At 71.4% G+C, this 15,461-nt stretch carries 1 protein-coding gene (running past one end of the window); it reads right to left on the reverse strand.

The window, feature by feature from the left end:
* Positions 1-15,461, reverse strand: the final stretch of a protein-coding gene (locus TU34_RS14985; RefSeq protein ID WP_082080318.1) for a non-ribosomal peptide synthetase. Its footprint extends 18,646 nt past the window's final position; the window shows 15,461 of its 34,107 coding nt (coding positions 18,647-34,107); its start codon lies beyond the right edge, outside the window; it ends in the stop codon at positions 1-3.

The raw sequence follows: 15,461 nt of genomic DNA on the forward strand, positions 1-15,461 counted from the left end.
TCAGCTCCGGTCGTCGTCGGGGCGGTCTCCCCCGGTGCGATCGGCGATCGCGCGCAGCGCCAGCATCCAGTGCTCGATCAGCTCGTCGAGGTCACCACGGTCGATGGCGTCGTCGAGGTAGGTCACCATCGCCCGCACGATCGGACCGTCGGGGGTGACGGTCGACAGCGACTGGATGTCGATCTCGGCCTGCGCGGGCATGCGGTTGCCACGGGCCAGGGCCTCGGGGTCGTGCACATCGAGCAGTTCCGGCCCGCGCATGTCGGGGAACCACGGCACCTCGTCGACATCTGCTGTGCCATCAGATCCGGGGCCATCAGATCCGGGGACGGCGCCGATGTAGTTGAAGACGACCTGCGGGTCGGCGAACCCACCGAGACGCTCGCGGCCCTCGGGGTCGAGGTGGCGCAGCATCCCGTACCCGATGCCGCGGTCGGGGTGCGCGGTCATCGCGGCGCGGGTGCGTGCGACGACCTTCTCGGCCACCTCGGGGCGATCGAAGATCTCCGGCAGGGCCAGTCCGTCGAGGTCGACGCGGGTGGGGAACATCGAGGTGAACCAGCCGACGGTGCGGGAGAGGTCGGCGCCGTCGACGACGACCTCCTCCCGGCCGTGACCCTCGAGGGTCAGCAGCGTCGAGGTGACGTCGTATCCGCGGTCCCGGCGCCAACCGACGACCGCGGTGGCGAGACCCGCGACGAGCAGGTCGGCCATCGTGGTGCCCTCTTGCCCCGGTTTCCCCTGAGCTGCCGGGAGACTCGCGGCGAGCGGGCCCACGATCTCGGCGGGCAGCACCAGCTCGGCGCGGGCGAGACGGTCGACGCGGTCGGTCGTGAGGTCGAGGCGCCGGGTGCCCAACGCCGGATCGGGTCCGTCGAGAACGGAGACCCAGTGGTCGAGTTCGGTGCGCCGCCCGGCGGCCGCGGCCTGTTGGCCGGCGCTCCACGTGATCCAGCTCGTACCGGCGTCGGGGAGGTCGACGGCGTGACCCGCCGACACCTGGCTACCCGCGACGGCGATGTCGGACTGCAGGATCCGCCACGACACCGCGTCGACGACGAGGTGGTGGGCGACCACGGCCAGCCGTCCCGTCTGTCCCTGCGACGCGGGGGCCAGCCACACCAGCCGCAGCATCGCACCGGCCTCGGGGTCGAGGTCGTCGATCGCGTCGGCGACGGCGCTGCGCAGGCGCGCGGTGTGGGCGTCACTGCCCGGCACCTCGCCGGCGGCCAGGTCGATCCGGGTGAGCGCGGCGGAGAGATCGACCGTGCCCGCCGCGCCGATCTCCAGTGTCCGCGACGCGATGTCGAGCCGTGAGCGCATCACGTCGTGTCGGTCGACGACGGCGGTCATCGCCGCGACGATCTGCTCGGGGGTCACCTCGGCGGGAACGGTGAACACCATCGGCATCACGAAGCGGCTGATGTCCCCACCACGCTCGAGGAGCTTCTCGATGACCGGCGTCAGCGGCGCCGAACCGGCATGCGCGTCAACACGATCGGCGGCCGTGCCCGATCCGTGCGTGGACGCGACGGCTGCGAGCGCGGCGATCGTGCGCTTCTCGAGCACATCCCGTGCGGTGAACCGGATCCCGGCCGAGCGCGCTCTGGTCACCAACTGCATCGCACCGATGCTGTCGCCGCCGATGTCGAAGAACGAGTCGTCGGCGCCGACGTCGGCGCCCAGGAGGTCCGCGACGATCCCGCACAGGATCGCCTCGGACTCAGTGGCCGGTGCCCGCCGCGCCACGTGCTCGATCTGCGGCAGCGGCAGTTCGCGGCGCGCGATCTTGCCCGAGCGCCCACGCGGGAACTCGTCGAGGACCACGATCACGTCGGGCACCATGTACGGCGGCAGCACCCGACCCGCGTGGTCCCGGACACCGACGGCGTCGACCTCGGCGTCGCCGTGGCCGATCACGTATCCGATGAGTCGGGTACGACCCTCGGTCTCGTGGGCGATCACCGCCGATTGCGCCACCGAATCGTGCTGCGCGAGAACGGTCTCGATCTCCTCGAGCTCGATGCGCAACCCGCGGACCTTCACCTGGAAGTCGACGCGTCCGACGTAGTCGAGGGTCCCGTCGGGCAGACGCCGCACCAGGTCGCCGGTCCTGTACATCTGCGCGCCCGCAGGACCGAACACACTGGGCACGAATCGTTCCGCGGTGAGGTCGGCGCGTCCGAGGTACCCACGGGCCAGTTGGTCGCCGGAGAGATACAGCTCGCCGACGGCGCCGAGCACACACGGGCGCAACCACCGGTCGAGGACCCAGCCCCGAGTGTTCCACACCGGTCGGCCGATCGGCACCACGTCGGTCGCCCCGGATGTCGTGGCCGTCGAGGTGGTACCGGCCGTGACGACCACAGCCGACGTCGCGTCTACGGTGACCTCGGTGGGCCCGTAGAGGTTGACGACCTGGGCACCCGAGGTCGACGCCACCTGCTGGGCCAGCGAGATCGGCAGGGCCTCACCACCGGAGAAGACCGTGCGCAGGCAGTCGAGGGAATCGGGTCCCGCGGATTCGGCGAAGACCGCCAGCACCGACGGGACGAACTGCACGACGGTGACGGCGTGGTCGGAGACGAGCGAGACGAGTTCGGTGGCGTCGGTGTGCGCACGCGGTCCGGCGATGACGGTGCGGGCACCGGCCAGTGCCGGCGCGAACATCTCCCACACCGAGGCGTCGAAGGTGAACGGCGTCTTGAGGAGGACGACGTCGTCGCGGCCGAGTCGGTATTCCTCGGCGATCCACCGCACCTGGTTGGCCAGGGCGCGCTGGGTGATCGCGACCCCCTTGGGTCGACCTGTCGATCCCGAGGTGAACAGGACATAGGCCAGCGATGCCGCGCGGACGCGGCCCCGCATCTCGGTCGGTTGGATCGGCGCGTCGGAGATGTGGCGCAGACCCGGTGCCGCGAGGTCGAGGCACGCGATCGGCGCCACGAGCGTACGGATGGCGGCGAGGCGACCGGCGTCGGTGACGACGCAGCGCACACCGGCTTCGGCGACGAGCGTGGTCATGCGGTCTGCGGGGGCGTCGACGTCGATGGGCAGGTACGCCGCACCGGCCTTGCCGACGCCGTAGACGGTGGCGACCTGCTCCAACGACCGCGGCATCGCCACGGCGACGAGGTCGTCGGGGCCCACGCCGTAGGCGATCAGCACGCGGGCACGGCGGTTGGCCATGGCGTCGAACTCGGCGAAGGTCACCGTCCGCTCACCGTCGGTGAACGCGACGTCGTCGGGCGTCTCGCGCACACGGCGGGCGAACATCTCGGTCACCGTCGCGTTACCGACCGCGACGGAGGTGTCGTTCCACGACTCGAGTTGTCCGGCGACCTCGTCGGCATCGAGCAGGTGCAGGTCGCGCACCGGGGTCGCGCCGGCGCGGGCGAAGGCGCGCAGCACCCGCAGTACCCGTTGTCCGAGATCGTCGGCCCGGTCGTGACCGATCAACGCGGGGATGTACTTCAGGGAGATCGACAGGTGCGGATCCGACTGCGCGAGAACGGTCATCGGGTAGTGCGAGGCGTCGTTGATCTGCGCGCCGTCGACCGACATGCCGTCGATCTGCGATCCGCTCTCCAGCGCCTCGCGGTCCACCGGATACGACTCGAACACCACGAGGGTGTCGAACAGCGCCGGTACCCCGAGGTCGCGCTGGATGGCCGGGAGCCCGATGTGGTGGGCCTCGAGGAGCCCGGCCTGTTCGGACTGCACGCGCTCGAGCAGACCGATCACCGTCTCGCGCTGGTCGAGGCGCACGCGCGCCGGGATGGTGTTGATGAACAGACCGAGCATCCCGCCGATGCCGGGCAGTTCGGGGGGACGACCCGACACCGTGACACCGAACACGACGTCGTCGGCGCCGGTGGAACGGGCCAGCACCAGGCCCCACGCGGTCTGCACCATCGTGTTCATGGTGAGTCCGCGCTCGCGGGACAGCTCGGCGAGGCCGGCCGCGGTCTCGGGGTCGATCGCGAGCGGGTACTCCACCGGGACGATGTCGTCGGGCCGCAGCTGCTCGGGGTCGGTCGGGCGTTCGACGAGCAGGGTCGGGCCCTCGAGGTCGGCGAGGGCGTGCCGCCACGAGGTCATCGCGGCCTCGGGGTCGCGACGCGACAACCACCGCAGGAAGTCGCGGTAGTCAGTGTCGGCCACGGGGAGATGGTCGACGCCGCCCATCGCGTAGAGCGCGAACAACTGCTGCAGCAGGATCGGTCCCGACCACCCGTCGAGCAGGATGTGGTGGTTGGTCATCGACAGTCGCGCCAACGGGATCCCGTCGGCACCGGCCGGCACCTGCAGCATGAGGAACCGCATGAGCGGCGGTGCCGACATGTCGAACCGGTCGAGGCGGTGGGCGCGCAGGAGTCGGTCGGCCTCGGCGTCGGCGTCGGGGTGGCCGGTGAGATCGACGACGCGCCACGGCACCTCGACCGCGTCGGCGATCGCGGTCACCGGGGTGCCGTCGCCGGCGGTGTGGAAGGCGCTGCGCAGCACCGGGTTGTGCGCGACGAGGGCACTGACCGCGGCACGCATCCGGTCGGCGTCGACGGGGCCGCGCAGTTCCAACACCACCTGCGCGGTGTAGATGTCGACGGCGTCGTCGCCGGCGAGTTGGGCGTGGTAGAGCAGACCGGCCTGCAGCGGGGCGAGCGGCCAGATGTCCTCGACACCACCGTGTGCGGCCTCGATGACGTCGATGTCGTTCTGCGACACCGGCACCAACGGGACGTCCGAGGGGGTCAACCCGCCGGCGTCGGCACTGTTCCCGTGGGTCGCGAGACCCGCCGCCGCACGCTTCCACTCGTCGGCCAGCGCCACGACCTCGTCGTGGTCGAGGAGGTCACCGGCGTAGGCGAACGACGCCGACAACCGCGGGCCGTCGGGGGTCTCGTCGGTGACGGCGTTTATCGTCAGCACCGCCGGGACCACCATGGCGTCGTCCATCGCACCGCCGAGGGGGCCGCCGTCGTCGGCCGCCTGCCACCCGAAGTCGGCGTCACCCGCGGCGGACTCGGTGCCGGATTCGTTGCGGCCCAGGTAGTTGAAGGCGATCTGCGGTTCGGGGCGGCTGCGGAGCGCGTCGGCCTCGGGTCCACCGAAGGTGGTGAGCAATCCGAAGCCGATGCCGTTGTCGGGCACCGACGCCAGCTGCTCCTTGACCGCCTTGAAGGCCGTGCCCGCGGCCGGGCCACCGGCGAGGGCGTCGTCGACGTCGATGCCGTCGAGATCGACCCGCACCGGGTACTTCGAGGTGAACCATCCGACCGTGCGGAACAAGTCGGCGCGCGCGCCGTCGGCGGTGTCGGCGACGACGTCCTCCTCGCGGCCGTGGCCCTCGAGTTCGATCAGCAGCGACGACGCGTCGACGCCCCGTGCCTGCCGCCGTCGCCGCACGGCCAGCGCCAGCGCGGTGAGCAGCGCGTCGTCGGTGCCGGCACGGTAGGTCGCGGCGACGCCGCTGAGCAGCGACCGCGTGACGTCGGCGTCGAATGCGACCTCGACACGGCGCAGTGTCGCCGCGACATCGCGCGCGGGATCCAGGGGCCGGTCACCGAGGTCCGGGTCGTCAGCGGCGGCGACGGCGGTCCAGTGGGGCAGTTCGTCGTGGCGGGTCGCCACGGCCGCGGGCAGGGCGTGGGCCCAGGTCCGCAACGACGTGCCGATCGGGCGGACGGCGTCGGATGGCGTGCCGTCCGGTCCCGTCAGTCCCCACGCCACGGCGAGGTCGGGCAGCAGGATCCGCCACGAGACGCCGTCGACGACCAGGTGATGGATGACGACGTAGAGACGTCCGCGCGCATCGGGTCCGAGCTCGTCGGCGGGGTCGAACCAGACGACCGAGATCATGCGACCGGCCGCCGGGTCGAGGCGGTCGATGGCGTGGGCCGCCGCGGCCTGCACCGTCGCGGTGAACGCGTCGGTGCCCGGCAGGTCGTCGACCACGACGCGGGTCAGGACGTCGCTCGCGACCACCGATCGCGCCGCCGGGATCTCGAGGCGGTCCTCGCCGTCGGCCTCGAGATCGTCTCCGACGAGCACCAGACGTGCCCGCAGCGCGTCGTGGCGGTCGAGGACCGCGTCGAGGGCCGCGAGGAGACGGTCGTGTCCGGGATCGGCGGGCAGGGTCAGGAACGTCGCCTGCGAGAAGGTGCGGTACTCCCCGCGGGTGTCGACGAGCCACCGCATGATCGGCGTCAACGGCAGCGATCCCACGCCGCCACCGTCGAGTTCGGGCAGCACCGCGTCGGCGGCCCCGCCCTCGGTGTCGACGATCGGCGCGAGTTCGGCGACCGTACGGCGGTCGAAGACGTCGCGCGGGGCGAAGGTGAGGCCGGCGCCGCGAGCCCGCGACACCAGTCCGATGGCCATGATCGAGTCGCCGCCGAGCGCGAAGAAAGAGTCGTCGACGCCGACCTCGGGCACGCCGAGCGTCTCGGCGAACAGCGCGCACAGGCGTTTCTCGACCTCCGAGACCGGGGCCCGGGAGGGACGGTCGGCCGCGACGAACGTCGGCGCCGGCAACGCCTTCCGGTCGAACTTGCCCGCCGGGGTCAGCGGGACGGTGTCGAGGACCACGATCGCCGTCGGCACCATGTGCGAAGGAAGACGCTGCGCGATCCGCGCGGTGAGATCGGCGGTGTCGACCTCACGCCCGTCGTGACCGTGGACGTAGGACACCAGCATGGTCTGGCCCGACACCGGGTGCGGCACACCGAGCGTCGTGGTGAACCCGATGTCGGGTTCGCGGCCGATGACGGCGTCGATCTCGCCGAGCTCGATGCGGAACCCGCGCACCTTCACCTGGAAGTCGCTGCGACCGTTGAACTCCAGTTCCCATCGGCCGTCGGCCCCGGCACGCCAGCGGACGAGGTCTCCGGTCCGGTACATTCGCGATCCGGGCGGGCCGAACGGGTCGGCGACGAACGACGCCGAGGTCTGCGTGGTCCGGGTCAGGTAGCCCAGGGCCACCGACGGGCCCGACACGTACAGCTCGCCGGGGACACCGGGCGGCACCAACTGCAGTCGATCGTCGAGGACGGCGGTCCGGACGCCGCTGATGGGTCCGCCGATGGTCAGCGGCAGCGCGGGGTCCATCGCGGCGCTACGTGTCGACCAGATCGTCGCCTCCGACGGCCCGTAGAGGTTGTACATCGAGCGCCCGACGGCCCAGCGCCGCACCAGATCCGGCGGGCAGGTGTCGCCGCCGACGCAGATGACGCGCAGCGCGTCGACGCCGTCGGTGGGCACGGTGGCCAGCGCCGCCGGGGTGACGAACGCGTGGGTCACGTGACGCTCGACGAGCAGGTGGGCCAGTTCGTCGCCGCCGAACATGTCGGCGGGCGCGATCACCTGGGTCGACGCCGCGGCCACGGCCAGCAGCATCTCGAGAACCGACGCGTCGAAGCTCGGCGAGGCGAAGTGCAGCACCGTCGAGTCCGGACCGAGGTCGAAGGTGTTCGTCATCTCCGCCACGACGTCGGCCAGCCCGCGATGGGGCACCGCGACACCCTTCGGGCGACCGGTGGACCCGGAGGTGAAGATGACGTACGCGGTCGCGTCCAGATGCGCGACGGTCGCCGGCGGACGCCGTGCGGCAGCGGTGTCGACTCCGTCACCGTCACCGATGTCGACTCCGTCGAGCGCGAGCCACTGCGCGGCGTCGGGCAGGCGGTCCCGCAACGCGTCGACCGTGAGGCCGATCCAGATGGCCGCGGCGTCGACCATGAAGCCGATGCGGTCGGCCGGATAGTTCGGGTCGATGGGCACCACGGCACCACCGGCCCGCACGATCGACCAGAACCCGACGACCGACTCGATCGAACGTCCGATCGCCAACCCCACCGGCGAGCCCGCGCGAACTCCCCGATCGTGGAGCACGGCAGCCAGATCGGTGATGCGACGGTCGAGTTCGCGATAGGTGAGCACCCGACCGCCGGCGACGACGGCGGTGCCGTCGGGGTTGGCCGCGATCGCGTCGTCGAGGATCTCACCGAACGTGCGCGACGGCGCCGCGGGAGTCCCCGTCATCGACGACAGCTGCGCGGTCCGCGCCGGCGACAGCAGGGCGATGTCGCCCACCGGCACGGTCGGGTCGCTCACCGCGGCCCGCAGGACCGCGACGAACCGCTCCGCCATCGCCTCGATGGTCTCGCGTTCGAACAGCGCTGTGGCGTAGGTGAACACCGCATCGAGCCCGCCGGGGGCGTCACCGGTCGGCGCGACCGTCAACTGCAGGTCGAACTTGGTCGTCGTGATGTCGGTGTCGAGTCCCGACACGGTGAGCCCGGGCAACTCGAACTCGGCGTCGCCCGCGGTGTTGCCAAAGGCCAGGACCACCTGGAACAGCGGCGAATACGCCGTGGTGCGTTCGGGTGCGAGCTTCTCCACCAGTCGCTCGAAGGGGATCTCGGTGTGGGTGAACGCCGCGATGTCGGTGCTGCGGATCCGGTCGAGCAGATCCCCGAATCCCTCGGCCGGGTCGATCTCGCTGCGCAGCACCAACGTGTTGACGAACATGCCGACGAGGTCGTCGAGATCGGCGTCGCCCCGACCGGCGATCGCGGTGCCGATGGCGACGTCGTCGGTGGTGCCCGATCGCGCGAGCAGCACCGCCAATGCGGCATGCACCACCATGAACAGCGTCGCACCGTGCGCTCCGGCCAATCGCGTCAGACCGGCGTGGGTCTCCGGGTCGACGGAGAACTCGACGTTCGCGCCGGCGGTGGAGGCGACCGCGGGCCGCGGGTGGTCGGTCGGCAGGTCGATCACATCGGGCAGACCGTCGAGATGCGTGGTCCAGTAGTCGATCTGGCGCGAGGCGAGGGATTCGGGATCGTCCTCCGAACCGAGCAGTTCGCGCTGCCACAGCGCGTAGTCGGCGTACTGGACGGGCAGCGACGGCCACCCGGGCGCCTCGCCGCCGCGACGAGCGCTGTAGGCGGTCATCACGTCGCGCGCCAGCGGCGTGACCGATGACCCGTCGCCGCTGATGTGGTGCACGACGACCACCAGGACGTGTTCGTCTCGACGCGGGGCGTCGGCATGCGCGTCGTGGGCCCCATTCGCGTCGGGGGTCCCATTCGCGTCGGCGCCGGATGCGACCGACAGCAACGCCATCCGCAGCGGCACCTGCGCGGCGACGTCGAAACCGGTCGAGACGAGACGGATCAGCTCGGTGTGCAGCGCGTCGTGGTCGGCGACCGACGCCACCGACAGCAGGGCCCGGGCGGCGGCGTCGTCGTGGTCGGCGATCGACTGGCGCGGGGCGCGGTCATTGCCGCCGATCTGCGCGTCGGCCGGGTAGTGCGTACGCAGGATCTCGTGTCGTGCGACGACATCTGCCACCGCGGCCCGCAACGCGTCGACGTCGAGATCGCCGACGAGCCGGATGACCGACGGGATGTTGTAGGCGGGCGAGGTGGTGTCGAACTGGTTGATGAACCACATGCGACTCTGGGCCGGCGACAACGGGATCTGCGCCGGGCGCGGTCCGGCGACGAGGCGCGGGCGGTCCGACGACGCGCTGCGTTCGGCGGCCGCGGCGACCCCGCCGACGGTCGGGTCGGTGAACAGGTCGCGCACCGTCAGGTCGGTTCCCAGCGCCGCGTTGATGCGTGCGATCGCCCGCGTCGCCGACAGCGAGTTGCCGCCGATGGCGAAGAAGCTGTCGTGGGCACCCACGGTCTCGACGCCGGTGAGGTCGGCGTAGAGACCGGCCACGATCTCCTCCACCGGTCCGCTCGGTCGCGTGTGGTCGGTACCACCGCGCAGGTCCGGCTCGGGCAGGGCGCGGCGGTCGAGTTTGCCGTTGATGTTGAGCGGCAACGACTCCAGGACCACCGTGACGGTCGGGACCATGTACGACGGCAGGTCGGCGGCGGCCGCGTCGAGGACGGAGCGCTCGTCGATGCTCGCCCCGGGTGCGGGCACCAGATAGGCGACGAGGTGTTCGCCCGACCGCGGGTCGCGGTGCACGGTGACGACGGCGCTGCGCACCGACGGTGCGGCACCCAGGACACGCTCGATCTCCTCGAGCTCGATGCGCAGTCCACGCACCTTCACCTGGAAGTCGCTGCGTCCCATGTAGACCAGGGTCGGGACGGGGTCGTCACCCACGCGGGCCCACCGCACGAGGTCGCCGGTGCGATACATCCGTGTGCCCGCCGGTCCGGACGGGTCGGCGACGAAGCGGTCGGCGGACAGGTCCGGACGGGCGAGGTATCCGCGGGCCAGCTGATCGCCGGCGAGGTACAGCTCACCGGTCACGCCGTCGGGAACCGGGTGCAACCGGTCGTCGAGGACGTGCACGCGGGTATTCCACTCGGGCCGACCGATTCCCACCACGGACTCGACGTGTGCGGGCACGGGCTGGTGGGTGACGCTGACTGCGGCCTCGGTCGGACCGTAGAGGTTGTGCACCCGCGCCGACGACACCGCGCGGAGCCGGTGGACGACGTCGGCGGTCAACGCCTCACCGATGCAGAGGATCTGGCGCAGCCCGGCGATCTGTTCGGGCCGCACGTCGGCGAGGAACGCCGCGAGCAGCGACGGCACGAACGTGGTCACGGTGACGCGGCGTCGCTCGATGAGGTCGGCGAGGACGGCGGGGTCGCGGTGCGCCGTCGGCCCGGCCACCACCAGGCGGACACCGGCGGTGACGGCCCACCAGAACTCCCACACCGACAGGTCGAAGGTGGCCTGGGTGCGCAGGAGCAGCGCGTCGTCGGAGGCGAGGCGGAACTCCACCGACAGCCAGTTGAGCTGGTTGACGATCGCCGAGTGCGGCACCGCGACACCCTTGGGTCGCCCGGTCGAGCCCGACGTGTAGATCACGTACGCGGTGTTCCACGGACGCAGTGTCTGCAGGCGTTCGGAGTCGTCGACCTCGGTCGCGGCGTAGGCACCGAGATCGACCTCGGCGAGATCGATGACGTCGGCGTGACCCGCGACCACCTCGGGGGTGCCCTCGGAGACCACCACCACCGACGGTGCGGCGTGGTCGAGGATGTAGGCCACGCGGTCGGCGGGATGGTCGGGGTCGATGGGCAGGTACGCACCGCCGGCGACGGTGACGGCGTACATCGCGACGACCAGGTCGATCGACCGGTGCATGGCCAGTCCGACGACGACCTCGGGACCGACCCCGTGATCGATGAGCGCACGGGCGAGGCGGTTGACGCGGGCGGCGAGCGCGGCGTGGTCGAGCGACCCGGTCTCGGAGTCCAGGGCCACCCGTGTCGGGTAGGCCGCGAACGACGACGCGAGGATGTCGGCGAGCGTGGTGGGGGCCAACACGACGGCGGTGTTGTTGCGGCCGTGCACGACATCCTCGATCTCGGCCGCCGACATCAGCGCCAGATCACCGACGGGGGTGGCAGGCGCCTCGAGGAGCGAGGTGAGCAGGGTGGTGAAACGCTCCGCCACCGCCCGCACGGTGTCGCGGTCGAAGAGGTCGTCGGCGAAGGTGAGGACTGCCTCGACCGCGGCCGGGGCGCCGTGCTCGTCGTACTCCGGCGACAGGATCAGGTGCAGGTCGAACTGCGCCACACCGTCGGGCAGCTCGACGGGTTCGATGCGCAGGCCGGCGAGCTCGAGCGCGGCGCGGTCGATGTTCTGGAACGACAGACCCACCTGGAAGATCGGGTGGCGCGCGGTGGACCGCACCGGGTTGATGACCTCGACGAGCCGCTCGAACGGGACGTCGGAGTGGCTGAACGCCTCCGCGTCACGGTCGCGGGTCGTCTCCAGCAGGCGGTCGAACGGTGTGGCGGGATCGACGTCGACGCGCAGGGCGAGGGTGTTGACGAACATGCCGATGACGCCGTCGAGTTCGCGTTCGGTGCGCCCGGCCATCGGTGTGCCGACGATGATGTCGCGACTGCGCGAGAGCCGTCCGAGCAACACCGCGAACGCGGTGTGGAACGCCATGAACGTGCTCGCGTTGTGGGTGCGGGCGAGGTCGGCCATGCGACGGTGGACGTCGGCGGGGACGGTGAACGCGTGCTGACTGCCGCGCAACGACTGCACGGGCGGTCGCGGACGGTCGACGGGCAGCTCGAGCTGATCGGGCAGCGCCGCGAGAGTCGTCTTCCAGAAGGCGATCTGGGCGCTGAGCAGGCTGGTCGGGTCGTCCTCGTCGCCCAGCAGCTCGCGCTGCCAGATCGCGAAGTCGGCGTACTGCACCGGGAGTCGATGCCACGCCGGTTCGGTCGCCTCGACGCGCGAGGCGTAGGCCAGGGCCAGATCGGTCACGAACGGCACCATCGACTCGCCGTCGGCGACCACGTGGTGCACGGCCATCGCCAGCACGTGCTGGTCGTCGGCGACGCGGAGCACGGTGATCCGGACGGGGACCGAGTCGGTGACGGTGAACCCGGCCGACAGGAACTCCCGCAAACGCTCCGGCACGTCGGCGATGTCGACGTCGGTGACGGACACGTCCGGGATCGCCTGCTCGGCGGGCAGGATCACCTGGTGCGGGCCGGCGGCGGAGTCGGGGTACACCGTCCGCAGCGACTCGTGCCGGGCGATGACGTCGCCGATCGCCGCCCGCAGGGCGTCGAGGTCGAGGTTCCCGCGCAGCGTGACCGCGGCCGGGATGTTGTACGCCGCCGACTCGGGGTCGAACTGGTTGAGGAACCACATGCGGGTCTGCGCCAGCGACAACGGGATCCGCTCCGGACGGGGCCGGGCGACGAGCGGCGGGCGGGCCGGTCGACCGACCTCGCCGGCAGCGAGGCGCTCGGCGAGCCCGGCGACGGTCGGCGCGGCGAACAGCTCACGGACCCCGATGGCGGTGTCGAGTGCGGCCGACGCGCGGCCGACGACCTTCGTCGCGCTCAGCGAGTTCCCGCCGAGGTCGAAGAAGCTGTCGTCGACGCCGACGGTGTCGACTCCGAGGACCTCGGCGAACACCTCCGCCAGGGTCTGCTCGACCGCGGTGCGCGGTGCCCGGTACTCCCGTTCGACGACGACGAACTCCGGTGCGGGCAGTGCACGTCGGTCGAGCTTGCCGATGGGGGTCAGCGGGATCTCGTCGAGCACGGTGATCACGGCGGGCACCATGTGCTGCGGCAATCGCGCCGCGACGGCCTCGCGCAGGGCGTCGGGATCCGGTGTCGTACCGGGCGCCCCGAGGACGTAGGACGCCAGCGCCGTCTGACCGTCGGGTCCGGTGGCGCCGATCGTCACGGCGTACTCGACGTCGGCGGAATCGGCGAGGGCACGGTCGATCTCACCGAGTTCGACGCGGAACCCGCGCACCTTCACCTGGAAGTCGCCGCGGCCCACGTATTCCAGCGAGGTGGCCGGCAGCGCGGGATCGATGCTCACCCGCACGAGGTCGCCGGTCCGGTACATCCGCGCGCCCGGGGCGCCGAAGGGATCGGCGACGAAGCGTTCGGCGGTGACGCCGGGGCGCTCGTGGTAGGCGCGGGCCAGGCCGGGGCCGGCGAGGTAGAGGTCACCGACGATGCCCTTGGGCACCAGGCGCATCCGGGCGTCGAGGACACGCACGCTCACCCCGCGCAGCGGTGACCCGATGGTCACACGATCCCCGGGGTGCAGACCGGGGGTGATGGTGGTGATGACGGTGGTCTCGGTGGGGCCGTAGGCGTTGCGCAGACGGCCCGTCCACCGGGCGGCGAGCTCGGGCGGACACACGTCACCGCCCACCACGACGGAGGTGACCTCGTCGAGCCCGCCGGGGTCGACGGTCATCAGCGCGGTGGGGGTCATGACGACCGTGGTCACCGATTCCGCGGCGATGAGTGCCGCGAGTTCGTCGCCGCCGAACACGTCCTGCGGCGCGACGACGAGGGTGGCGCCGGCGAAGAGCGCGGCGAGCAACTCGCCCACGGAGGTGTCGAAGCTCGGCGAGGCGACGTGGAGCACCCGCGAGTTCTCGTCGGTGTCGTAGTGTTCGCGGACGTCGGCGGCGAGGTTCGCCAGACCGGCGTGGGTGACGACGACGGCCTTCGGCGTCCCCGTCGAACCCGAGGTGTAGATCAGGTAGGCGGGGTGATCGGGTCGGAGCACCCCGGTGCGCTCGGCGTCGGTGACCGGCGCGGGGTCCAGATCGGCCGTGGCCGAGGCGATCTCGTCGAGATCACGCCATGCGACGGTGTCGGGGAGATCGGCGACGTCGGCGGCGACGGTGATTCCGAACAGCGCGCGGGAGTCGGTCAGCATGCCCGCGATGCGCTCGGCGGGGTACTCGGGTTTGATCGGCAGGTAGGCCGCACCGGTCTTGGCGATCGCGATCGTGCCCACCACCGACGACAGGCTGCGTCGCATCCCCAGCGCCACCACGGTCTCGGGACCCGCACCGTGCGAGATCAGGTCGCGGGCGACGCGATTGCACAGCTCGTCGAGTTCACGATGGGTCAGCGACGTGCCGTCGAAGGTGATCGCGGTGCGGTCGGGGTCGATGTGGGCACCGCGGGTCAACAGGTCGGGCAGCAGCGCGTCGGCAACCGGTTCGCCGCCGGTGAGGGCGAGCAGTTCACGTCGTTCCGACGGGCCGAGGATGTCGATGGCGCCGATCGTGGTCGTCGTGTCGTCGGCGATCGCGGTGAGGATCCGCAGAAATCGGTCGGCGAAGGTCGCGACGGTCGACTGGTCGAACAGGTCGGTGGCGTAGGTGAACATCGCCGGGGCCGCCTCGTCGGGCGGGGCGGAGTCGCCGACCGACAACTGCAGATCGAACTTGGCGACCTCGAACTCCGCCTCGACGACCTGCACGCGCAGATCGGGCAGCGTGAGATCGGGGGCCTCGTTGTTGTCGAACGACAGCGCCACGGTGAACAGCGGGTGGTGTGCCGTGGAGCGCGGGACGTCGAGCACCTCGACGATACGCTCGAACGGGATGTCGGCGTGCGCCATCGCGTCGACGTCGGCGGCACGCACCGCGGCGAGCATCTCGGCGGCATCGGCCTCGGGGTCGACCTCGGTGCGCAACACGACGGTGTTGACGAACATGCCCACGAGATCGTCGAGGGCCTCCTCGCCGCGACCGGCGACCGGGGTGCCGATCACGATGTCGCGCGACCCGGACAGGCGTTCGAGCAGGATCGCCAGCGCGGCGTGCAGGAGCATGAACAGGCTGACGTCGTGGGTGCGGGCCACGGTCGCCAGGCGGGCCCGCAGGTCGGCCTCGATCTCGAAACGGACCATGTCGCCGCGCAGCGACTGCACCGCCGGACGCGGCCGGTCGGTCGGCAGGTCGAGCGACTGCCCCACTCCGGCCAGGGTGATGCGCCAGTGCTCGATCTGCTGCGCGGCCACCGACGTCGGATCGGATTCGTCGCCGAGGAGGTCGCGCTGCCACAGCGAGAAGTCGGCGTACTGCACCGACAGTGGTGGCCGCGGCGCCACGGCACCCGACCGTCGCGACTCGTAGGCCACCACGAGATCCCGGAAGAGCGGGGCGAGCGACGACCCGTCGGCGC

The organism is Williamsia herbipolensis (genome assembly GCF_000964005.1).
GTDB classification, from domain to species: Bacteria; Actinomycetota; Actinomycetes; order Mycobacteriales; family Mycobacteriaceae; genus Williamsia_A; species Williamsia_A herbipolensis.